Source organism: Labilithrix luteola (genome assembly GCF_001263205.1).
GTDB lineage: Bacteria > Myxococcota_A > Polyangia > Polyangiales > Polyangiaceae > Labilithrix > Labilithrix luteola.
On sequence record NZ_CP012333.1, the window covers coordinates 6,621,656 to 6,643,286 of the forward strand.

Genomic DNA, 21,631 nt, shown 5'->3' on the forward strand with positions numbered 1-21,631 from the left:
TCAGTCGCGCGCAGAGCCAGGGCCCGAGCCACCTGCACCGGAAGGCATCGGATTCTGCTCGCGTTCGAGGTAACGGAAGATGGTGCGCGGATCGACGCCGAGATCGCGTGCGGTCTGCGTGCGATTGCCGTTGTTGCGTTCCAGCACCTCGAGGACGTACTTGCGCTGGAACTCCTCTTTGGCCTTCTCGAGCGGCAGGATGGTGCTCTCGCCTGCCTGATCGAGCTCGAGATCCTCGACGCCGAGCAGCGTCTTGTCGCAGAGGACGAGCGCCTTCTTGATGCGGTTTTCGAGCTGCCGAATGTTGCCCGGCCAGTTGCTCTTCCGGATCGCGACGAGGGCCTGAGGCGTGAAGCCCTGCACCGGCGAGTGCAGCTCGTCGGCGTACTTCGTGAGAAGCGCCTTGGCGATGATGAGCACGTCGTCTCCGCGCTCGCGGAGCGGCGGGAGGAAGATGTTCACCACGTTGAGGCGGTAATAGAGATCTTCGCGGAAGCGGCCCGCTTTGATCTCCTCTTCGAGGACGCGGTTCGTCGCGGCGACGACGCGAATGTCGACCTTCTCCGGCTTGCTGTCGCCGACGCGGAAGACCACGCGCTCTTGGAGAGCACGAAGGAGCTTCACCTGGAGGTTGAGCGGCAGCTCCCCGATCTCGTCGAGGAACAGCGTGCCCTTGTCGGCCGCCTGGAACTTGCCGGGACGCGAAGCGACCGCGCCGGTGAAGGCGCCTTTCACGTGACCGAAGAGCTCGCTCTCGATCAGGTTCTCCGGAATCGCTCCGCAGTTGATGACGATGAACGGGCCGTTGACGCGGTTCGAGCGGCGATGCACCTCGCGCGCGATGAGCTCCTTGCCGGTGCCCGTCTCACCCGTGATGAGCACGGAGATGTCCGTCGTGGCCACCTTGCCGAGCTTGCGATCGACCTCCTGCATCGAGGGGCAGGCGCCGATGATCTCGCCGAAGCGCTTGTCCTTCAGCTCTGCAGCGAGCTTCTCCTTGTCGACCCGAAGGGCGCCGAGGAGCATCGCGTTCTGCAGGATGAGCGAGGCCTGGCCCGCGAAGATGCTGAGCAGCTCGAGCTGGGACTTCTGGAAGAGGCCTTTGACGCGGTCGTTGCCGACGTAGAGCGCGCCGGTGACGTGGCCCTGGGAGACGAGGGGCGCGCACATGACGCTCGAGAGGCGGAGAGCTACGACGCTCTCGCTCGTGCTGAAGACGTCGTCGGAGAGGGCGTCGGACACGATGAGCGGGCGGCCGCTCTCGAGGACACGTCGAACGATGCTGTCCGAGATGGTGCCCGTGGTGTCGGTGATGGATTCGCGCGTGACGTGGCGGGACGCACGAATGACGGGCTTGCCCGCTTGTCCCGAAGCCGCGCCAGCCTCGCTGTAGGCGTCGTCGAGGAGAAGGAGGAGGCCCTTCTCGGCGCCGGTGACGTCGATGACCGCGTCGAGCATCGCTTCGAGCAGCTCGTCGAGGTTCTTCATCGTCATCAGCTTTTCGCTGAACTCATGCAGCTTACGGACGCCCGCGAGCTGCATGGCCGACGTGTCGGTTGCATGCGCACGATCGCTGATCGACGGGGATGACGAGGGCGTCGGGCGCATCGAGACCGGCTCGTCGAAGATGCTGAACTGGAGCTCGGCGTCACCGAGCGTGATCCGATCTCCATGCACGAGGCGTGCGCGCCGCTTCTTCTTGCCGTTGATGAGAATCTCGCCGGTCTTGTCGACCTCCTCGAGATTGAAGTCTCGACCGTCGAAGAGCACCTGCGCGTGCGTTTCGGAGATGCCCGCCGTCATGACGGCGACGTCGTTGCCGAGGGCGCGGCCGATGGTGGACATCGGCTTGTAGAGCACGAAGGTGCGCGGCGAGCCCTGGGATGGGAACCACTTGAGGATGGGCATGTTCGGGTCTCGGCCTTCCTATGGCCGGAACGCCGCGAGGATATCGTAAAAGTCCTCTTCCTCGCGCGATCTTGTGAGAGCGGAAACGCCGGGCGTGCCGCCGCCAAGGTGGCCTTCGTCGAAGAGTCCCGTGTAGAATGCGTAGAAAATCCGCCCTTACGGAGGTCGTACCGTATGAGAAGACTCGCCGTTCTGGTTCCGTGCGCCCCGTGGGCCGCGTTCTGGGCCTCCTGCGTGGTCCTCGCCACCGCCGTGATGGCTTGTGGTGGAGGCAACGAGAAGCCGCCCCTCACGCCGGATACGGTCGAGCCTGAGACCGGCGCCGACGCCGGGGCAACCACTCCGAGCCCGGTTGCCCCGAGCTCGAGCGCTGCCCCTGCGACGGGCACGACGCCCGCGAAGTGACGGCCTGAGGATCAGAACGATCCGAAGCCGGTGAGCACGGCGCCCGGAGGTGCATCACCAACGGGCGTGTTGCTCGATCCGAGCCCGACCTGCGAGGCGGTCAGGCGCGGAGGCGGCATGACCGCGATGTCGAACGGCGGCTTCCACGCGTTCGCCGCGCTGCCGGAGTCCTTCATGTTCCACGTGAGCGCACCGGCGATGGCCGCGCCTGCGATTCCGCCGATCGCCGGGCCGATGAAGCCGTGCTTGGCGTCCGCGTCGGAGAACAAATAGAACGGGAAGATGAGGCAGCCGACGGCGGCACCTGCGCCGTAACCGAGCCACATGTACTTCTGGCTCTCCCACGACGGCGTGTGCGCGATGCTGAGCGCGCCCGCGCCGAGGATGCCGACGTTGTAGCCGATGAGGCCGGCGACGCTCGCGCCGTCCTTCCAATCTTTGCCGCTGACGCCGATGCCGAGGAGCGATCCGCTGATCGCGCCCCAACCGGCGCCGCTGACGATGAATCCCATGCTGCGCGGGTCGGGGCGAATCCATTCGCCGAAGGCCCAGCCTCCGATGCCGCCGCCCGTCGCGAAGACCCACGTGATCGTGGTCTGGGTCTGAAACGACCAGTCCGTGCCCTTGTTGCGCGTGTGCTGCCACTGCGTGCCGGCGATGGCGACGCCTTCGATGGCGCCGAGAGTCAAACCCGTCGCGATCGACGAGGGAACGCCGCGGTGGAAGGGACCGCCTTGATCGTCCCAGAAGTACATGCCGATCGGCACGCCCGCGCCGAAGGCCACGGGCATGATCACGGCGAAGCCCGGATCGTCGATCTTGAAGAGCGCATCGAGCCAGACGCCCGTGCCGATGCCGTAGAGACCGCTTGTGATGTAGAGCGCGGTCATCTCGCCGGCGTCACGCTTGTTCGACGTCGGCGGCGGCTGCTGCGGGTAGGGCTGCTGGGGATAGCCCTGCTGCGGGTAGCCTTGCTGCGGCGGGTACTGCTGGGGATAGCCCTGCTGCGGGGGATACTGCTGCGGGTAGCCCTGCTGCGGTGGGTATTGCTGCGGGTAGCGCTGCTGGGGTGGATACTGCTGGGGCGGATACTGCTGAGGATAGCCTTGAGGCGGGTAGCCTTGCTGCGGGGGGTACTGTGCCCAGGCACGTCCCTCCGTGAGGAGTGCGAGGCAGCCGAGAACGATGGTCCCAAGTCCAAGCGAAGCGCGAGAACGCATGCTGTTCAAAGCGGGAGCGTACGAGAGCTGTCCCCGCGGGTCGAGCAGTCTCACGCGATTCGGGCGCTTCGTCGGACGGAACTGCGATCGGCGCGGCCCAAACGCGTCGGCCGCGCCGCGCTCCTCTCGCCTACACCTCGTCTACATCTCGCCTACACCGTGCGAATCGCGCCCATGCTCTCGAACTCGGCCGTGAGCTCGCGCCCCATCAGATCCTTCACGGCGGTGAGCACCGGCTTGTCCTCGTACAGCACGCGGTACGTCTCGCTGATGATCGGCAACTCGATCCCGAGGCGGCGGCTCAGATCGTAGGCGCTCTTGGCGGTCTTAACGCCCTCGGCGACGTGCCCGAGGCCGGTCAAGATGTCGTTCAACTTGCGGCCCTTGCCGAGCTCGAGACCGACCGTGCGGTTGCGTGAGAGCTCGCCCGTGCAGGTCAGGACCAAGTCGCCCATGCCCGCGAGGCCCGCAAGGGTGATGGCTTCGCCGCCGCGCGCGAGCGAGAGCTTCACCATCTCGGAGAGGCCGCGGGTGATGAGCATGGCGCGCGTGTTGTGACCGAAGCCCAGGCCGTCGGCCGCGCCCGCTGCGATGGCGATGACGTTCTTGATGGCGCCGCCACACTCGACGCCAGGGATGTCCTTGCTTGCGTACGTGCGCATGTACGACGTGTGGAAGCGGTTCATCACGTGCTCGCGAACGCGGGTCTCCGTCGAGGCGATGACCACGCCCGTGGGTAGCTCGGCGGCGAGCTCCTTGGCGAACGACGGTCCGCTCAAGAACGAGAAGTGGCGGTGCGTGGCGCCGGGAAGCTCGGCCGCGAGGATTTCGTCGATGAACGTGAGCGAATCGTTCTCGATACCCTTCGTGGCGCTGACGATGGGCGAATCGGTGGGGACCTTGCGCGCCACGAGCCGGGCAACTTCACGCGTGGCGTGGCTCGGCGCGACGAACACGACCATCGAGGCCCGGTCGAGCGCCTCTTCGGGGTCGACCGTCGCCGTCAACGTGGCCGGCAGCTTGGCGCTCGGAAGGTAGCGCCCGTTCACGTGCTCGCGGTTGATCTGGTCGACCAGATCCGGCCGCCGGCAGTACATCGCCACCGGATCGCCCTTGTCAGCGAGCACCTTCGCGAGTGCCGTTCCCCATGCCCCTGCGCCCAGCACCGCCACCTTGCCAGCCATGCCCTCGACTCTACACGAGCATGTGCACGCTGCCGGGCCGTTTTGATATAGCCTCGGGGGCCTTGCGTACTACGGCTTCCCCGCTCGCTGGTCTTCTTGCTCCGAGCGAGCGCTTCGTCTCGAGGCGCGCAGGTTCTTCGCGCGCTGGTTCTCGTCGCGTTGGCGCCGTCGCGCGCGTCCTTGGACTCGCCGCGGTGTGCCTGGCCTTGCCGCTGTCTGTCGTCGGGTGCGGGCCGAAGGAGTGCACGTTCCGCGGCACCCTCAACGCGCCGGAGAACCGGACGATGCGCAAATCGCTGATGAAGACGGCGATGGGCGACTTCTGCAAGCAGATGCTCCAGCGCAACGCGCCTCTCAGGCTCGCTCCGGACTCGCCGGTCATCGGTCGCTTCTACCCGACGCAGTGCGTTGCCCCCGAAGGTGAAGACCTCTACGTGAACTTCAGTGGCTTCGGTTATGCCTTCACGAACGTCACGAAGAAGATGACGTTCACGATGGCCGCCACCGGCCTCTATCGCTACGACTTCCTCATCACCGAGGGTGATCGCTGCGACATCTACGCGTATTTCCGGCCCACCCGGATCGACGCGAGTGACTTCCGCACGCACCGCCTCGAGAGCTCCACCGCGTCGATGCTCAACAGCCTGACGTCGATGGGTGACAGCTTCGGAAAGCAGCTCATGGGGCAGAAGCTCCAGGAGGGCTTCACCGTCATTCGGTTCACCGAGACCAACACGGATGAGTTCGGGCTGGGGATCGTCCCGCTCGGCCAGAAGCCTTTCCATCCGTTCCAGGTGCACGGCAACGACCGCATCACCTACGAGAACGAGCGCGTCGAGATTCATCAGAATCAGCGCGATTTCATCGGTCCGATCCTCGTCGAGGACGAAGGGCGCTCGCTTTACGTGACGGCATCGGTCGACGGCGCACCCGCGGTCGACATGCTGATCATGCGGAAAGCCGAGGCGGAGGCCTCGCTCAACCTCTACTACGAGTACCCGCAGTCCGGTCCGCTCGCGGGAGCCCCCATCGCGGGCGACATCGTGCAAGCCGGAACCCAACTGAAGCGCGCGGTTCCCGTCTCGCCCGGGATGTACTACGTCGTATTCGACAACACACCCACCGCCGGCCAGGTCAACCCTCCGGTCAACGCCCTCGATGATCGTGCGGCGGTCGTGAACTACCTCATCCAAATCGGCGACGCTTCGTGAGCAAGGACGACGACACCCGCAAGCCGACCGAGCTCGACCATGCCGAGAAGCATGGCGAGAAGCGCGAATCCGACAACGACGACGTCGTCGCGAAGGACCGCGAAAAGGGTGCTTCAGCCAGCGATCAGGCGGAGGCGAGCGTCCGGCCGGAACGTGGCGCGCGCGGTGAGCGCGGGGAAGGGGACGGCCCTCCGCCGAAGCGCATCCTGCGCACGCTGTACTGGGCGCTGTGGTTTGGCTTCGTGCCGTTCGGCATGGCGTGCCTTCTCGTCTGGGCGCTGACCCCCGCGAGCGGTGTCGAGCACAGTGGCGTTCTCGGCTGGGCCGAGAGCTGGGTGCGGGATCAGCCGGTGCCGATGGGCATCGTCACGTTCACGCTCTTCGAGGTCGCTCTCTGGGCGGTTCGCCACCGGCTCCCGCTCGCGTTCCACGCGTATCCGCCCCTGCGTGCGGGGCTTCCGAACAGCATGCGTGGCCCGTTCGATCGCGCGCGTGCGCTGCTCGAAGAGGCGGAAGACATCCTCGAGCGCAATCACGACGCCATCGTGCGCGACGTCTCGGCCAAGGAGCGCGAGAAGCTCCAGGCCGATCTCGAAGCCCTCGAAGAGTCGATGGAGCGCGAGCCCTTCAACGAAGACGCGTTCGTCGATGCGCTCGTAAAGGCCGATGGCGAAGTCGACGTTCGCCTCGGTCGCTGGCGCAAGAGCGAGGTTCGCGAGTACGCCGAGTCGATCTTCGTCGCTATCGCCGTAGCCATGGCGCTTCGATTCTTCGTGGTCGAGGCCTTCAAGATCCCGAGCGGATCGATGATCCCGACGCTCCAGGTCGGCGATCACATCTTCGTGAACAAGTTCACGTACGGTCCGGCGATCCCCTGGACGCAGAAGCGCTTCTGGTCGCGCATGCCGCCGGAGCGTGGCGACGTCATCGTCTTCGCCTATCCCGAGCGCGAAGAGCAGGACTTCATCAAGCGCGTCATCGCCATCCCGGGCGACAAGCTCGAGGTCCGCGGCGGCCACCCGATCATCAACGGTTGGGAAGTGCCGAGCTGCAGCGCGGGCACCTACTCGTACGTGGAGTCGCAGGACACCAGCCGCCACGATGGCGAGCTCTTCGTCGAGTTCCTCGAGGACGAGGCCTACCTCACGCTCTACGACCACGTGTCGTCGAGCCCGGACTACCAAGGCCCGTTCTATGCGAAGCCCGGCGAAGTCTGGGTCATGGGCGACAATCGCAACAACAGCCACGACTCGCGCATGTGGTGGAACTACCAAGGCGGTGGCGTTCCCTACAAGAACATCAAGGGCCGCGCGCTCTTCGTGTGGCTGAGTCTCGGCGACCAATTCGATCGCTCGCGCATCTTCGCGCCCGTCATGGGCCGCCCGCCCGCACGTGGTCCCTTCGGCCCGTTGCCGGAGACGATGCGCTCACTCGAACCCAACATCGAAAAGTGCCTGCGCAACCGGCCCCCGCTGGAGCGCACGCGTCCGCCGCCTGGAGGCCAAGTCGTCAAATGAGAGCCCGTATCTTGGGGGGCCTCTTCATCGTCACGCTCGCTGCATCTTCGCTGTCGCTCGGAGGATGCCGCGCCGCCCAGAAGGCAGCGCAGGAAGATCCGATGAAGTGCGAGCGCGACCCCAAGTGCCAGCGCAAGCAGAACGCGATCGTCGACTGCTCGCGCCAGTGCAACGACGACCCCGCGTGCATGGACCGCTGCGAACAAGTGCAGATGCCCAACAAGGGGCTGGGTCACTGAGCTCGCGTCACTGACCTTCGCGTGACGCGAGGTCGGTGGTGCATTCAGATTCCGCTCGCGCGTCTCTGCGCGACGCTCTTCGTGCGTCCCCATTCGACGAGCGCCGTCGTCTCGAGCGCGGGCATCTCCACGCGCTTTTCGAGCCATCGCCCGGCTTCGAGGGCATTGCCGAAAATGCCGAGCTGGGGATTGCCGAAGGCAACCATGCGCATGAACGTGCGGAGGAGCGCGCCCTTCGTTGCGCTCGTGAGAACGACGGTCGCGGCGTACGAGCGATCGTAGGAGAGCATCTTGCGGAACAGCACGGTCTGCCGCGCACGGACATCGCCCCCTGTGAGCTCCGCCGACTCCTCGAGCACGCCGAGGTACGCGCCCCCCTTGTGTTGATTCCGCGTGCGCGCGAGATGGATGATGCTCTCGAGATGATCGAGCGCCTGCATCGTCAGCGGGCCGCGGCGCACCTGGAGCAAGACGCTCTTGTAGGACGCGACGAACAGGTCGCCGTTGTCGATGAACGTCTCCACCGCCGCGGGATCGAAGCTGCTCGCCAAATTCCCCTCCCTGAAGAGAGGAAAGAGCCTGTAAGCGAATTAGGCAAGCTTCGAATGCAAGTTTCGAATGCCGTGTCGAATCCTGGCGCGCCGAAGCGACATGTATTCCGGTGCGAACGTCGACTCCAAATCAGCAACGACTGGTCGCGACACCGCTTCATTGTTCCATACGAACAACGACATCGCTCGGAACGCGGCCTCGGACGTCGCTATTCCTTGTACGGGTTTTCGAAGACCTCGAAGTACATGCCGTCGGGGGCTGGTGGCGGCGCCTGCTCCGGCCCGACCCAGCCGACGTACATGGAATAGTCGTATCCGAATTGGACGTAGAACCCGTCGCCCCCTTCGAGCACGCCGACTCCCATCTCGCGTAGGCCAAGTCGCACGGCGTCGTCGATCTCGCTTCCGCTCAACGTCGTTCCGATCTCCAGGCGCGCGAGTGTGCGCGTCATCGACGGAGTCCACGAGGGCCCTCTCGAGCTTGGCACCTCGGGGCGTCGCACAGCTTCACGACGAGCTCGTTGACCGAAGCCGCGCGCATCAGCCGTCGCACGCTTTCGACGTACGCATCCTCGACCGCGAGATAGTCCGCGTCAGTGACCACGCGCCCTGCGAACGAGCGCCCGACGTCACTCACGCTGGTCCATTCGTCGTAGAGCCCGCTCGACGCTCGAATGCTCGGGTCGTACTTCGTCACTCGATAGATCGGCAGCATTCGCACTTCGGTGGATTCGCTTCGAGGACGCCCGTCGCATTGGGACAGGTACCACTTCTGCAAACGCGCGAACGGCCCGCTGTTCGAATCGAGAGTCATCGTCGTCTTTCGCGGATGAGAAGTCTCGCGAGCGTGAAGCCGTCAATCGCCCGGCGCGCATGACCCGTGGCGCTGTGTCGCAGTTCGTTCGTACGTAAAACGCACGATTCAACTCAGCCGCGACGATGTGTTACCGCAGCGCTCATGACGAAGGCTGTGCTTTGCGGCAGCGTGCTCGCGTTGGCGCTCGCGGCGTGTGGGATTTTCGGTTCGGACGACAACCAGGGAACGCCGGCGGCCCCTTCCTCCGAGAACAGTGCGGATGGCGGCGGGGAGGGCGGTCCGGTCGTCTCTGGGCCGGGAACGCAGCCCACCTTCACCCTCGGCGTGTCGGCGGATGCCCTCCCGATCACCCAAGGGGCAAAGGCGAAGCTCACCGTTTCGGTCAGCCGATCGGCGGCTGCCCAAGCCGCGAACCTTCCCATCGTCGTGACCGCCAAGCCGCCCGCGAAGATCACAGCAGGCGCGTTGACCATCGCGCCGACCGACCTCACCGGCGAGCTCGAGCTCACCGCCGACGGCGATGCGGAGCAGGGCGACGCTGCCATCGAGCTCTCCGCGACGAGCGGCGAAGCGAGCGCACAGGCGACGGCCAAGCTCCTCGTCCGCGGTGCACCGGGCAAGGTCGATACGACCTTCGGCACCAACGGGACCGCGCACGTCACGCAGGTCTCGCTCACCTCCGGCACGATGCTCGTTCAACCCGATCAGAAGATCATCGCCATCGGCACGTCGGACACGACGACGGTGGTGCTTCGGTTGCTGCCGACCGGCGCGCTCGATAGCTCGTTCGGCGGCGGCAAGGTTTCCTTCACGGGACTTGGGAAGGCGTGGGGAGCGACGCTCCAACCGGACGGCAAGATCCTCATCGCCGGAAGTCCGACGACGACGGCGATAGCGGTTGCTCGACTCCTCCCGGATGCAACCATGGACACGACCTTCGGTGCGTTGGGCATCGCCACGATCAATCTACCGTCGGGCGCGAAGAGCTACGCTTCTCCGCAGGTTGCGGTCGCGCCGGACGGAACGATTGTCGTCGGGTTCACTTGGACGCAGACGAACTACTACGACTACTGGGCCATCGCTCACATGACCGACAAGGGCGCCCTCGTGACCACCACGGGAGGCTTTGCCAAGGGACGCTGGACGACCACCAATGACGGAATCTCGGGGGTCGGCGTCCGTGCGGGCACTGGCAAGATCTTCGGCGTCGGTGCCAATGGCGACGGCCTTGGGATCGGCATCTTCCAGCTCACCCAGGACCATGCGGTCGATTCGACGTTCGGATCGGTATCGACACCCGGACTCACCTTCGTCTCGAGGCCGCAAGTCATCGTCGGCAATACCCAAAAACTGATGGAGGAGCTCCCGGACCACTCGGTGATCGCTGGCTTCTTGGGAAACAAGAACGTGGGAAACAAGACCCTCGAGCTCGTGCGCTTCCGCGCGGACGGCAATGGCATCGACACGACGTTCGGTACCGATGGCTTCGCGTCGGTCCCGGGAATCCCCGCGGGCCTGTGTGTCGGTGCAGGCGGTACGATCATCACCACGACGCTTCTCGACTTCAACCGCACTTCGTGGGGCTTGAATCGACTGCTTCCGCACGGCACCGTCGACCCTTCGTTTGCGGATGGAAAGACCATCGTGCAGACCGACGCATGGGTCCAGTCGTTGGCCGTGGCCAGTCAGGCCGACGGACGAATCCTCGCGTTGGGGATCTCCGGATTGTCCCCCAACACCGCGTTCTTCGTGCAGCGTTTCTGGAACTGAGCTGGCTCAGAACGAGAGACGGAAGTGAATCGCCTTGGGGCGCGTGAGGGCGTCGAAGCCTAGCGCGCTCAAGGTGACGCCGCGGCCGGAGTCTTTGACGCCGACCCAAGGGAGGGCGGGGTCGAGGGCGTCGCAGCGGTTCATGTAGACGGTGCCGAACTCGAGATCGCGAGCGAAGCGTTCGGCGCGTTCGCGGTCGCTCGTCCACACGCTTGCGGTGAGACCGAGGCGCGAGTCGTTCATCTTCGCGAGCGCTTCTTCGTCGGAGTCGACAGGGGAGACGGCGAGGATGGGACCGAACGATTCCTTCTGGAGAAGGAGCGCGGTCTGCGGAACGTCGCGAAGGAGCGTGGCTTCGAAGAAGCGGCCCTTGCCGTCGACGGACGTGGCCTTGCCGCCGACCACGAGCTTCCCGCCCTTCTGCGTGGCGTCTTCGACGAATGCCGTGAGCTCTTTGGGGTGCCACGGCTGCGCGATGGGACCGAGCGAGGTCTTGTCGTCGTCGGGATCGCCCATCACGTAGGCGCGCACGAGCGCCTCGGCCTTGGCGAGGAAGGGCTCGTAGACCGAGCGGTGCACGTAGACGCGTTCGACGGCGCAGCAGCTCTGGCCGGCGTTGTAGATGGCGCCGTCGACGACGTTGTCGACCGTGTTGCCGAGATCGCAATCGGCGGCGACGTACGCCGGATCGTTTCCGCCGAGCTCGAGGCCCACGTGTGTGAAGCGATCTTTCGCGGCCGCCTGGATGCGATGTCCGCCGAGCACCGAGCCCGTGAAGAGCACGCTGTCGATGCGCGGATCGCTCACGATGCGCTCGGTGGTCTCGTAGTCGACGAAGATGGCTTGCACGGTGCCCTCGGGCGCGGAGGCCTCGGCGAAGGCGCGTGCGAAGTGCTCGGCGCAGAGCGGTGTGCGCGGCGAGTGCTTCACGACGACGGCGTTGCCTGCCAGCACCGCCGGCACGATCGCGTTGACCGCCGTGAGCAGCGGATAGTTCCACGCGGGCAGATCGAGGACGACGCCCAGGGGCTCTTTACGGATGCGTCGATCGAAGCCGTCTTTCGGCACCGCGATGTCGGCCAGCGATTCCTTGGCGATCGACTGCATGTGCCGCCATCGGCCCGCCATGCCTTTCACCTCGCCGCGTGCCTGCCCGAGGGGCTTGCCCATCTGGCGCGTGATGTCCTGCGCGATCTCTTCGGCGCGCGCCTCGAACTTCGTCAGCGCGCGATCGGAGAGCGCGACGCGCTCCTCGACCGACAGGCGCTTGAGTGCCTTGGCGGCAGTGCGCGCGCGATCGAGCGTCTTGTCGATCGCCCCAGCGTCCGAGACGTTGACCGTGGCCCCAACTTCACCGGTGTACGGATTGTCGACGGTATGCGTGGACATGAGGACGCCAGCATAGCGCCTCTCCGTGACCTTGCGCTCGAGCTCAGTAAACGCCTGGGATGAGAATCCAGGGCACCTTCTTCTTGTAGGCCACGTAGTCCGGATCGCGGCTCAGATGGCGCTCTTCCGTCCACGCGCGCATCGAGTACAGGCCGCAAAGCAGCGTCAGGAAGAAGGCCTTGGTGAAGGTGATGGTGGGCAGGTGCTCGAGCCACCACGCGAGGCACTTGCAGAGGTAGGCGGGATGCCTCACGAACCGGTACGGCCCCCGTGAGACGATGCCGCGGTTCGTGAGGTTCGAGAACTTGAACCCGAACGACACGGTGGCCATCGCATAGATGGCGAACAACAACACCGACAACGCGCGCATCGCGAGCAGGACGTTCTGGCCGGTGATGACGGAAGGCCCGTTGTCGAGCGGTAGATAGGTGCCCGTGACGTTGTTGTACGGCGGGTAACACGCGAGCGCGACGAGCCAGCCGAGGCCCGTGGGCTCGACGCTGCGCGTCTTGTTTCCGAGCCAACGGCTCTCGCAGGTGTAGCCGATGAGCGCCCAGCCGACGTCGGTGAAGAAGACGATGTCGTAGATGAGGCCGAGGCCCCATGAGATGTCCGCGTGCGTCCAGGTCGAGGGAGCGAAGAGGCCGGCGAAGTCCGCGGCGTGCGGAACGAGGTCGCCGATGCGCGCGCTCATCTGCGTCCACCAGCTCGTGGCTTGCGCGAGCGGCGAGAGGCCGTTCGGAATCTTGAAGTCGAGCGGCTGCAGATGCTTGTGCTGGAGCCACGCCCTCGCGATCGAGTTCACGTGCCCGGCGAAGAAGCCGGTCATGAGCGGCGTGAAGAAGGCTTTGACGAGGATGCCGAGCGCCGTCGTACGGAGGCGGGGCTTCTTCACCGTCTGCCAGAAGCGCTTGTTCTGGAGCGCCTTGGCGAGGAGCACGAGGTGCAGGCCGCCGTCGCGCATCGTGTACCGCATCGCCGAGAAGCGCTGGAGCGTGGCGCGAACGTAGCCGAGCCCCAGCACGAGCCAGAGCACGAACGCGCCGGCATAGAACGAGCGGAAGAGCGTGAACTGCGCGCCGCGCGCGTAATACGGGTGCTGCGTGTAGACGACGAGGAAGCCCGCCATCACGAACGTGACGGCGACCCATCGATAGATGGCCCTCTCCATCGGCGTCGGAGCGGGCTTGCGGCGAGGCTTGGCGCGCGTCTCGTTCGTAGCCGGCGCCGGTCCGCTCTCGTGTTGCCCAGCCTCGTTGTCGGTCTCGTTCTCGTTCTCGTTCTCGGGCCCGGGCTCGCTCGCCGGTGTGGGCTCACGCTCCGAATCGCTCTTCTTGGCTTCGATCGCGGACGTCATGCAGGACGCATATTTGATACCACGCGCTCGTAAACCGCGCGCGGACTTGCGGCCCCCGACAGCCCTGCTCGAATTGTCCTATTTCAGCGCAGTGGCGTCGCTCTTCTTCTCGACGGTACCGAGGTCGACGTAGGCCTGGTCGACCATGACCACGAACGGCCGTTCCTCGAAAGAAAGGCCACCTCGGCCGTCGTGCTCGACGATCTCGAGCTTGCCCATGCCGTAGCCCATGGGCCCGCGTGAGTAGTAGTGCGCCTGAAGCTTGTAGGGGTAGGCGCGCTCGCTCGGTGCCTTGCGGATGGTGAAGCACTCCGGGCCATAGCCGGTCGTCACGTCCGCGTAGAGAGCGCCGCCCGAGGGCAGACGCATTTCGCCGTAGTACGCATGCCCACCGCGGCCGTCGTAGATGTGGAAGTCGACGTCGTTCGCGTCTGTCTCCCATGCGAGCACGAAGCGCAGCGAGGGACCGTTCTCTTCGGTACCGCCGGCGGCATGCAGCTTCTGCATGATCTCGGAGCGCCGTGCAGGCTCGGCCTTGGCCCACGCCGCCGCAACGAGGCCGAGATCTTCTTTCAGGATGCGCTCGGCACCAAGGAATCGACCGGGCGGATAGCTTCGCGACACACCCTTCTGCAGGGCCTCGAAGGCCTTTTCGTACTCGCCCGTCTTCACGAGCGTGTAGGCGTACATACGATGGCTCGCGGGGTGGTCGGGACGCTGCTCCGCCGCCTTGCCGTAGGTGTCGGCGGCGAGACGAAGCGCGAAGGGATCGTGGAGGCGCTCGAGCCGCTCGCCGGCAAACCTTCGCGAGTCGGCACGGAACGAGAAGAGCTCGAGGATCGAGCCGTACGCGCGCGCGGCGGTCTTGGCGTCACCACGCGCTTCGTACGCTTCGCCGAGCGCCACGAGCGCGAGCACGTCGCCCGGCTGCTCCGTCTGCCATTGTTTGGCCTCGCCGAGCGCGTCGTCCTTGTCCCCGCGTGAGAGCTTGTCCATGACGATGCGGAAGCGACCCTCATAAGGAGCGGCCGCGGGCAGTTTCGGATCGCGCGTCGCCTGCGGATCGCTCTCGGTGCCGCCGTTCAGGTTCACGAGATCGAAGCTGGCCGCGAACTTGGCCTCGCCGGTGCCCGGCGCAGGGAAGGAGAGGCCGCGGAAGACACTGAGCGCGCATGCCTTGAACGTCTCGCTGGCCGGCGCTTGCGTCGCCTGCACGGCCTTCACGCGACCCTGGGCATCGATGACCACGCGGACCTCGAAGCGGCCGTGGAGCGTCGCGTCGGTTGCCGTTGCGCCCGTGTAGCATGCACGCAATTGGGGGGTGGCTCCTCGAACCACGCGTTGCGCGTCGTCTTGGCTGATGCCTTGCTCGACCACGAGCGTGTTGGGGCGAACCTGGACGCTGCCCACGGAGGTGCCCGTGCGCGTGTCCCGTGCTCTTCCACCGCCACCACCGCCAGCACCACCAGCACCGAACCCGCCGCTCGCCGCGTGCCCAGGACCGTCGCCAGCCCGCGTCGCCGGTCGTGGCGTGGGCGTGGGGACGGGCATCGGTGCCGCGAGTCCCTCGGCGAGCGAGGAAGACTGGTTCGATCCGCCGCGCGTGCCTTGGGCAACGGGGGCAGGCGGGGGCGGGGGAGCCGTCTGTTCGGCGAAGCCTTTTGCCGGGGCCGCGGCGGACGCCATCGGAGTGGGCACGTCGGCCGGTCGTTGCTCCTGGTCGGCTGCAGGGGCCCCGGTGGCCGTCGCTGCCGGCGCTTCGAGCGCGGGCGGTGCATTGGCCGCCTGCTCGCTCGGTGCCCAAGGTTCCTCGGCGGTCGGGGCTCCTCGGCTCTTGCGATCGGCGTTCTCGCCCTTGGCCTTCTCTCGGTTGTTTTTCCCACCGAGATCCGCCGTGCGCTCGCCGTCTTGCGTGCGGGAATTGTGCGCGACCGACGCGTGGCCGTTGTCGACGGTGAGGATGTCGACCGTGGCCGTGCGATCGATTCCGAAGCGCTGGTAGTCCCAGTCCGTTTCGAGGACGAGCATGGCCGTGTGCGGGCTGAGCACGCGGTGGCGGGTCGAGAGCGAGACGATCTCGTGCTTCGTTGCCGACGGATTGTCGGTGGGGGCGTCGATCAGGCTCTGGATCTTGGCCTGGGCCCAGGCACGTTCGACGAGCGGCCGCTCGATCGTCCTTAGATCGGGCGTGAATTGCTGCGTGCCGACCGTGATCGCGACGGGCTTGTTCGCGTCGAGGCGTGCATAAACCATCACTTCGTCGCCCGCTTGGAGCCCATCGAGCTTCTCGGGCCACGCCCACGTCGCGCCTTCCACCTTCACCGGGACGCCCGAGCTCGTGGCCTCACCGAGGCGCCTCGCGACCGCATCGGCGCCGAGCTTCGCGTCGAGTACGACGCCGTCGCGATCGAGCACGCCACGAACGATGGTACGAAGGAACGCGTCGTCGCGAATGCCTCCGATGGCGACCGCATCCATGCGTTCGATGCCGGCATCACGCAGCTTTTCCACGCGGTCTCGGAGCTTCTGCGCGTCGGTTTCGCCGGCCGTGGCCACGCCATCGCCGACGAGGACCACGCGCTTCGCCTTTGCCTTCTTGGCCTGCTCTCCGGCCCAGCCGATCGCGCGTTCGAAGTCGGACGCGCCGAGCGCCCCGCGCGCCACGATCTCCGAGACCTGCTTGTCTCCGAAGCCTCCCGCGGGGCCTTCATAGACGGACACGACCTCTTGATCGAAACAGCCCACGACGACGTTCGCATCTTTCGGAAGTCGCGCGAGCACGTTCTTCACGAGCTTGGCTTCCTCTCCGAGCCCGAGGCCGCGCGAAGCGCTCGTGTCGACGAGGACGACCGCGGACGTCAGAGGCTCGGGACGCGACGAGGCGAACGGGACGACGCGCGCGATCGCCAGGTCCCCGTTGCGAAGGCCGTTGCTGCGCGGGATCTGCTTGCCCTCGACCACGAAGTCTTGCGCTGGAGTGATGCGCTGCTGATGGACGCTGTAGGTCATGTCGGGGCGGCCGCCCGCGATCGCGTTGCGGCTACCCGCGGCGTGCACGTCGACGTCGAGCGTGCCGAGCATGGGCAGGCCGCGGAGCGGCAGGACGTACGGCGCGCCTGCTTCGAGCGACTCGGAGTACGCGATGATGATCTCCTTGGTGCCGCGCGCAGGGATGGGAAATACGCGCGCCGAGAACTCGTTGCCGGCGCCTTGCTCCATGAGCGCGGGATCCTGGCGGCGATGGAGGAAGTCTTCGTAGGCCTGACGTGCGGCCTGCTTTTCGACGACCTCGCCCTCTTGCCAGGTGCTGCCGACCTTCATGGCGAAGCGGCTCAGCGAGGCGCCTTGCGGCAGCGTGATCCGGAACGTGCCTTCGAGCACGCGGTTTTCGGGATTCTCGAACACGAGATGCAGCTCAGTGAGTGCGAGCGGGTCTTCGACCGCCGCCTTCGCACTCAGCGACGACAGCTTGAGGCCCGTGCCGTCCGACGCCGTGAGTCGAATCGGCACCTCCGCCTGCTCGACCCTCTGCGGCGAGTCCGTGACCGGGACGGTCGTGATCTCGGACTGGCTCGTGGTGCTCCGCATCTCGCGGGCCTTCACGACTCCATAGATGGCCGCGATGGCGGTGACGGACAGGGCGCCGTAAAGCAGGGTCTTCTCGTTCATGGAGTTCGACGGCTCGGGGCCAGAGGACCTCGTGGCGCCTCCCAGCTCCGGAATGGAGGGAAGGCTGTAGGAGCATCGCGCCCCCGCGAACGAGGCTACGGCAACGTCCTACGCAGCGGACGCCCGATCGATCTGAACGAGGCTGTCGACCTCCTCCAACATGCCGAGATGCTTGCGCTCATCGCCATCGTCGCCGCCGCGGCGCCTCGAATTAGCTCGTCCGTTTGCGCCCAAGACCTGACCGACAGTGAGGTCCGACCGACAGTGAGGTCCGACCGACAGTGAGGTCTGACCGACAGTGAGGCTAAGTGATGGTGATCCTAGGCCGACGGGAGATCCGACCGACAGTGAGGGCGCCGGGAGGGCTCACTGTCGGTCAGGTCTCCCGGCCTGGCCTCAGCGCTGTCGGTCAGGCCTCCCGGCCTCCACAGCGCCGCTGGGTGCGTCAGATGTGCGCACCCCGGGTCTCCGTAGGGAGAGCGCGGCGCTGACGGCCCGGGTCGCGTGGCCACCACCTGCGGACGCTCCACACGGGCTCGTCGAATTCGACACGGATCGGGCGGCGGCGGGCAACTTGCGGTGGTGGCTCGAAAACTCCTCGGCGCGTTCGCGTTCGTCTCGCTCTTGGTCTTCGCATGCGGCGGGTCCTCCTCGGACTCGTCGTCGTCTTCGAACCTCGGCGGTCCGGGAGGAAGCGGAGGCAGCAGCACGCCGGGTACGAGCGACGGAGACAACAAGACGCCGCCACCTCCTCCGCTTGGCTCGGGGGTTGGGGGCTACCCGGTCGATCCGTCGACCCCCACGCTCGGTGGCACGATGACGTTCACGAACGTCGGCGCGCCGGGCTTCTGGCCGAGGCGCATCAACCGTGAAGCGGGGGACCCCGCCTGCAACTACAAGGACGGGACGGACACCTGGGGCGGACACTGCTGCATGAAGGAGCAGCATGAAGAGGGCGACAAGCTCGCGCCGTTCGACCAGGAGATGACGCTCATCCTCAAGGCGATCGACGTCAAACAGGTCGCCGTCTATCAGCCTGCGACCAGCGACGCCGCTCAGTGGGGACTCGTATCGTCGTGGGACCGACGGAACAAAGTCGGGCAGAATCTCGGCTTCACGCAGGGCAATGATCAACAGACCACCTTCGAAGGAGATCTGCAGAAGAGCGATTGCGTCTGGTATCTCGCGCAGACCGGCAAGTTCGATTGCGGCGACGGACGCGACTACTACTGCCCCAAAGACCCGGGCGTGAACCGGCTCGGATGGACAGGTTCGAAGCTCTTCGTCTTGCTCGGTTCGATGACGTTCGACGACGCCGGCGTCCAGAAGTGCAACGGCGGCGGCGCGAGCGGATCTCCCGGCCCCTGGGTGGCACTCGTCGCGTCGGAGTTGATTCGCGACGGTGGTCGCAAATGGAATGGAGCGTGTAATTGCTATTCGAAGACCGGCTCGGTCGGTGACGGCTGCGGAGAGATCAATCTCTTCGAGGTCGTGATGGACAACAACGAATACAGCAATCGTGAATTCGCCAGCACCGGCGTACGCTCGTATCAGAAAGGGCATGTCGGCGGGAACGTGTGCGGGACGGGCTGCTCGCGCGGCGCCTTCGCCGACGACGTCGAGGTGCTCGACGCTTGCTCGAAGACGGCCTACGCGAAGGGACCCGAAATCCCGGTCGGCGGAGACGCCAATGGTTGCCCCGTCTGGCGCCGTCCCGTGGGCGATCGATACTTCGTCGTGCTGCTCGACGAGGTCAAACGCACCATCCAGGTTGCCGTCATCCACCCGTCGAACGTTCCGAGCGCGGCAGCATCGCTCCTCCCGGCGCTCCCGCCGTCTCTCGGCCGCGACACGATCGATGGCCTGATCTCGCTTCGGTTGCCCGCGGGAAAGTGATTCACCAGTTGCGCTGACGTGAGCGCATCATTGGGAATCGCGCGGTCAAGGCGACGGCATCGATCGCGTACGCCTTCGGCCGACTAGACCGAGCCCAATCACGAGAGCGGCGAACCCGGCCCACGAAGGCGTCGCTCTCCTCGTCTGCCGACAACCGCAACCTCCGTCGTCCGCTTGCGGCGCGGAGGTCGCGGGGGATGCAGAGTCGACGGCGCTCGCGTCGGGCTGGGCGGCATCGGTACCACGCCGGAGACGCAGGCGGAACAGAGTGCAGCCGCGTTGCAGTGGTATCCCGCGCTGCATCCTGACGTGCCCGGTTGACCCGCGAACTCGCGGGCACACTGCTGGCAGCTGTCGAGATCCGGCAACGAAGGGCCGCCTTCTTCGGATTGGTGGAGGTCCTTGGGGTCGAGAAGCCCGAATCCCAAAGACTGCAAATTGACGACCGGAGCCTGACCGGCCCCACGCTCGAAATCGGTGAACGTGTCGTCGTAGGTGGAGATCTCCAACGCGGCGTGCTCCGTGATCTGCGCGTAGAGGATCTCGATCGGGTACAGGCCGGGGGAGGGAAACGTCACGGCGTTGGTGATCCGCCACGTCGGCGCTCCGAGCTGCGGCGGTCGCATCAACGCGGCGTAGGTTTGCCCGGCGCCATCGAAGATAGTGAGGCTCATCGCGTCGTCGGCGTAGACGCCGAAATGAATCGGATGACCGACAGAGCTCTGGCCGACGCGCATGAATCCGCGGAGCCGCGCCCCGAAGGTCGTCGTCGAATCGCCGAAGACGAATGGACACCCGGCTTGGGAACTCTGGGAGCAGGCCGCGCCGATGAAATCACCGTAGCTCAGGACCCTACCGTCGTTCAGGGCGTTCGAGAGATCGAGCAAGCCGCGGTGAACGGAGGTCTTTTGGGGCTGCGGACTCGCCTCGAAGAATGCGTTCATCCCCGACGCAAAGCTGTCGGCCGTCTGAGGCACTGAGTTCACGCCTCCCGTCCATTTCTTGGTGGCGATGCAGAGTCCGGTGCCGTCGGCGCTCGGAAGCGACGCCGCGGGAGCTCGCGCGATTACCACGGGCGTCTGTGCAGCACTCGCCACGTTGGTCAACAGGCATAAGGTGACGGTGAGGCCAAGCGCACGACAGCAAGACATCCGAGCACGGTGAAGCCTGGACGCGAGCGGCGTCAATATGCCGTGTTTGGATTGCGCGGGTGCACCAACGGCCAGCCACGAGCGCGTGGCGCGTGGCGCATGGCTTCCTCCTCTCGGAGAGAGGGGGTATGGTTCCCGTGCGCTCCATGGTGGACGTGAGTAGGCGGAGCGAGCCGAGGCGCGAGCGTCGAATCGAGGACGGACGCGTTTTCCAGATGCGCGCGGTCGCGCTTGCGATGCTCGCGACCGCCACGACGGTCTCGTGCCCCGTCCTTGCCGACACGAAGGAGCCCGAGTCCGTTCGCCTGGTCTTCGAGACCGAGTCGCCGAGCGCCGGTCGAGGGACCCAGGCCTGCCCGTCGCAGGCCGAGTTTTTCGCGGCGGTCCGCACCTACACGAGCCGATGGTCGGCGAACGTCGACGAAGGGCGCGCGGAGAAAACCATCCGTGTGCGACTGTCGGTTCGCGGGCGAGAGACCGTGGGAACGCTCGTCGTCGCCGACGCGACGGGAACGCTGTCCGAACGAACGCTCGTCGGGCCGACGTGCACCGGCGTGGCCCGAGCCATGGCGATCATGGTCGGCGTGGCGATCGAGCCGCCCGGAGACCAGCCGAGCGGTCCAGCTCCGAGTCCCGACGAGCCGTCGCCCTCGCCTTCGACGCGGACAGTGCCGCCGAAAGGCACCACCGAGCCTCCATCGCCGCCCGACGCCGCAGCACCCGACCCTCCGCGCAGCGCGGATCGTGCCGTCGAGCTCGACGTGCGCTTCGACGCGCTCGCCTTCGACGTCCGTTTCGAGTCCTCCACTGCCGTCATCGGCGGCGCACTGCCAGGCGTCGCCGCGTCAGTGAATCTCTTGTTTGCGGTTGCCGATGGCCCACGCTGGCTGCGCGGTCTTCGTCCGAGCATCGGTTTCGGCGTGCGCCAGAGTTTTCCCAAGGAGCGTGCGCTTCGCGGAGGCTCCGTCGACTTCCTCTGGACCGCCGGGAACGTCCGCGCGTGCCCGCACACATTCGACGTGGCGGGTATCGTCCACCTCACGCCTTGTGTCGAAACCAACATCGGCATCCTCGGTGCGTCCGCGGAGGGATATGCCGACGCCCAGCACACGTCGGTTGCCTGGCTCGACGTCGGGGGCTCGATGTCGGTCGCGGTGAGCCTCTCCCAACGCGTCTTCTTGAGCTCGACCGTTCTGGTCACGGGCCCTCTCTTGCGACGCCCCTTCGTCCTCGCCAGCGGCGCGACCGCCGCGGAAGTCCCGTCCGTGGGCGTGCTCGGCGGCTTGGGGATCGGGGTGCGATTGTGACCTCCCGAGTCGCCTCGGACGTTTTCGTGATCAGAATCCA

17 protein-coding genes and 1 pseudogene are annotated in these 21,631 nt (G+C 66.1%); 7 read left to right on the plus strand and 11 right to left on the minus strand.

The window, feature by feature from the left end; genetic code table 11:
• Entirely contained in the window at positions 1 to 1,908 is a 1,908-nt protein-coding gene (locus tag AKJ09_RS28760) for a sigma 54-interacting transcriptional regulator (RefSeq protein ID WP_146651066.1), read from the minus strand.
• A 174-nt stretch (positions 1,909 to 2,082) separates the two neighbouring features.
• On the opposite strand from AKJ09_RS28760, the gene AKJ09_RS28765 reads away from it, so the two are divergent.
• A complete protein-coding gene (locus AKJ09_RS28765; RefSeq protein WP_146651067.1) occupies positions 2,083 to 2,313 on the plus strand; it encodes a hypothetical protein in 231 nt (76 codons plus the stop codon).
• 11 nt (positions 2,314 to 2,324) lie between these two features.
• Here the strand turns inward: AKJ09_RS28765 and AKJ09_RS54395 are convergent, their stop codons facing one another.
• On the minus strand, positions 2,325 to 3,533 hold the full coding sequence (locus AKJ09_RS54395; RefSeq protein WP_205633826.1) for a hypothetical protein: 1,209 nt from the start codon (positions 3,531 to 3,533) through the stop codon (positions 2,325 to 2,327).
• A gap of 152 nt (positions 3,534 to 3,685) precedes the next feature.
• Positions 3,686 to 4,717, minus strand: a complete 1,032-nt coding sequence (locus tag AKJ09_RS28775; RefSeq protein WP_146651068.1) for an NAD(P)H-dependent glycerol-3-phosphate dehydrogenase — start codon at positions 4,715 to 4,717, stop codon at positions 3,686 to 3,688.
• A 284-nt stretch (positions 4,718 to 5,001) separates the two neighbouring features.
• Here AKJ09_RS28775 and AKJ09_RS28780 point away from each other — a divergent pair, with 284 nt between their 5' ends.
• The 3 genes from AKJ09_RS28780 to AKJ09_RS28790 are packed head-to-tail and all read left to right on the plus strand — an operon-like array spanning position 5,002 to position 7,684.
• Positions 5,002 to 5,928 carry a hypothetical protein gene (locus AKJ09_RS28780; RefSeq protein ID WP_146651069.1) on the plus strand — a complete coding sequence of 309 codons (927 nt, stop codon included), beginning with the start codon at positions 5,002 to 5,004 and terminating at the stop codon, positions 5,926 to 5,928.
• On the plus strand, positions 5,925 to 7,445 hold the full coding sequence (lepB, locus tag AKJ09_RS28785) for a signal peptidase I (RefSeq protein ID WP_146651070.1): 1,521 nt from the start codon (positions 5,925 to 5,927) through the stop codon (positions 7,443 to 7,445). The genes AKJ09_RS28780 and lepB overlap by 4 nt, the downstream gene beginning before the upstream one ends.
• Positions 7,442 to 7,684: a hypothetical protein gene (locus tag AKJ09_RS28790; RefSeq protein ID WP_146651071.1), complete on the plus strand. Its 243-nt coding sequence runs from the start codon at positions 7,442 to 7,444 to the stop codon at positions 7,682 to 7,684. Before lepB ends, AKJ09_RS28790 begins: the two co-directional genes overlap by 4 nt.
• Before the next feature lie 44 nt (positions 7,685 to 7,728).
• Here the strand turns inward: AKJ09_RS28790 and AKJ09_RS28795 are convergent, their stop codons facing one another.
• The 3 genes from AKJ09_RS28795 to AKJ09_RS28805 form a co-directional block, all read right to left on the minus strand.
• Complete coding sequence (locus AKJ09_RS28795; protein ID WP_146651072.1) at positions 7,729 to 8,235, minus strand: hypothetical protein; 507 nt, start codon at positions 8,233 to 8,235, stop codon at positions 7,729 to 7,731.
• Between the two features lie 209 nt (positions 8,236 to 8,444).
• The gene (locus tag AKJ09_RS28800; RefSeq protein ID WP_146651073.1) at positions 8,445 to 8,687 is read right to left on the minus strand and encodes a hypothetical protein; all 243 of its coding nucleotides are present in this window, start codon (positions 8,685 to 8,687) and stop codon (positions 8,445 to 8,447) included.
• Positions 8,684 to 9,049: a hypothetical protein gene (locus tag AKJ09_RS28805; RefSeq protein WP_146651074.1), complete on the minus strand. Its 366-nt coding sequence runs from the start codon at positions 9,047 to 9,049 to the stop codon at positions 8,684 to 8,686. The genes AKJ09_RS28800 and AKJ09_RS28805 overlap by 4 nt, the downstream gene beginning before the upstream one ends.
• Positions 9,050 to 9,193: 144 nt before the next feature.
• On the opposite strand from AKJ09_RS28805, the gene AKJ09_RS28810 reads away from it, so the two are divergent.
• Positions 9,194 to 10,822, plus strand: a complete 1,629-nt coding sequence (locus AKJ09_RS28810) for an NHL repeat-containing protein (protein ID WP_146651075.1) — start codon at positions 9,194 to 9,196, stop codon at positions 10,820 to 10,822.
• Between the two features lie 6 nt (positions 10,823 to 10,828).
• On the opposite strand, the gene AKJ09_RS28815 is transcribed toward AKJ09_RS28810, so the two are convergent.
• From AKJ09_RS28815 to AKJ09_RS28825, 3 genes are all read right to left on the minus strand, one after another.
• The gene (locus AKJ09_RS28815; protein ID WP_146651076.1) at positions 10,829 to 12,211 is read right to left on the minus strand and encodes an aldehyde dehydrogenase family protein; all 1,383 of its coding nucleotides are present in this window, start codon (positions 12,209 to 12,211) and stop codon (positions 10,829 to 10,831) included.
• Positions 12,212 to 12,254: 43 nt separating this feature from the next.
• The gene (locus AKJ09_RS28820) at positions 12,255 to 13,568 is read right to left on the minus strand and encodes a methyltransferase family protein (protein ID WP_146651077.1); all 1,314 of its coding nucleotides are present in this window, start codon (positions 13,566 to 13,568) and stop codon (positions 12,255 to 12,257) included.
• A 78-nt stretch (positions 13,569 to 13,646) separates the two neighbouring features.
• On the minus strand, positions 13,647 to 17,237 hold the full coding sequence (locus AKJ09_RS28825; RefSeq protein ID WP_146651078.1) for a VIT domain-containing protein: 3,591 nt from the start codon (positions 17,235 to 17,237) through the stop codon (positions 13,647 to 13,649).
• Between the two features lie 582 nt (positions 17,238 to 17,819).
• On the opposite strand from AKJ09_RS28825, the gene AKJ09_RS28830 reads away from it, so the two are divergent.
• Positions 17,820 to 19,133, plus strand: a complete 1,314-nt coding sequence (locus tag AKJ09_RS28830) for a DUF2403 domain-containing lipoprotein (RefSeq protein ID WP_146651079.1) — start codon at positions 17,820 to 17,822, stop codon at positions 19,131 to 19,133.
• A gap of 45 nt (positions 19,134 to 19,178) precedes the next feature.
• On the opposite strand, the gene AKJ09_RS56280 is transcribed toward AKJ09_RS28830, so the two are convergent.
• Complete coding sequence (locus AKJ09_RS56280) at positions 19,179 to 19,436, minus strand: MYXO-CTERM sorting domain-containing protein (protein ID WP_420814260.1); 258 nt, start codon at positions 19,434 to 19,436, stop codon at positions 19,179 to 19,181.
• 65 nt (positions 19,437 to 19,501) lie between these two features.
• Positions 19,502 to 20,284 (minus strand): annotated as a pseudogene (gene traA / locus AKJ09_RS28835) (outer membrane exchange protein TraA family protein); the annotation flags it as partial.
• Between the two features lie 128 nt (positions 20,285 to 20,412).
• On the opposite strand from traA, the gene AKJ09_RS28840 reads away from it, so the two are divergent.
• The gene (locus AKJ09_RS28840; protein WP_146651081.1) at positions 20,413 to 21,591 is read left to right on the plus strand and encodes a hypothetical protein; all 1,179 of its coding nucleotides are present in this window, start codon (positions 20,413 to 20,415) and stop codon (positions 21,589 to 21,591) included.
• Positions 21,592 to 21,631 lie beyond the last annotated feature (40 nt).

Bases quoted from the DNA above. Each gene is read 5' to 3' on its own strand.
- AKJ09_RS28760 (WP_146651066.1), bottom strand. From the start codon at position 1,908: ATGCCCATCCTCAAGTGGTTCCCATCCCAGGGCTCGCCGCGCACCTTC.
- AKJ09_RS28765 (WP_146651067.1), top strand. From the start codon at position 2,083: ATGAGAAGACTCGCCGTTCTGGTTCCGTGCGCCCCGTGGGCCGCGTTC.
- AKJ09_RS54395 (WP_205633826.1), bottom strand. From the start codon at position 3,533: ATGCGTTCTCGCGCTTCGCTTGGACTTGGGACCATCGTTCTCGGCTGC.
- AKJ09_RS28775 (WP_146651068.1), bottom strand. From the start codon at position 4,717: ATGGCTGGCAAGGTGGCGGTGCTGGGCGCAGGGGCATGGGGAACGGCA.
- AKJ09_RS28780 (WP_146651069.1), top strand. From the start codon at position 5,002: ATGCGCAAATCGCTGATGAAGACGGCGATGGGCGACTTCTGCAAGCAG.
- AKJ09_RS28790 (WP_146651071.1), top strand. From the start codon at position 7,442: ATGAGAGCCCGTATCTTGGGGGGCCTCTTCATCGTCACGCTCGCTGCA.
- AKJ09_RS28800 (WP_146651073.1), bottom strand. From the start codon at position 8,687: ATGACGCGCACACTCGCGCGCCTGGAGATCGGAACGACGTTGAGCGGA.
- AKJ09_RS28805 (WP_146651074.1), bottom strand. From the start codon at position 9,049: ATGACTCTCGATTCGAACAGCGGGCCGTTCGCGCGTTTGCAGAAGTGG.
- AKJ09_RS28810 (WP_146651075.1), top strand. From the start codon at position 9,194: ATGACGAAGGCTGTGCTTTGCGGCAGCGTGCTCGCGTTGGCGCTCGCG.
- AKJ09_RS28815 (WP_146651076.1), bottom strand. From the start codon at position 12,211: ATGTCCACGCATACCGTCGACAATCCGTACACCGGTGAAGTTGGGGCC.
- AKJ09_RS28820 (WP_146651077.1), bottom strand. From the start codon at position 13,568: ATGACGTCCGCGATCGAAGCCAAGAAGAGCGATTCGGAGCGTGAGCCC.
- AKJ09_RS28825 (WP_146651078.1), bottom strand. From the start codon at position 17,237: ATGAACGAGAAGACCCTGCTTTACGGCGCCCTGTCCGTCACCGCCATC.
- AKJ09_RS56280 (WP_420814260.1), bottom strand. From the start codon at position 19,436: ATGCAGCGCGGGATACCACTGCAACGCGGCTGCACTCTGTTCCGCCTG.
- AKJ09_RS28840 (WP_146651081.1), top strand. From the start codon at position 20,413: ATGGTTCCCGTGCGCTCCATGGTGGACGTGAGTAGGCGGAGCGAGCCG.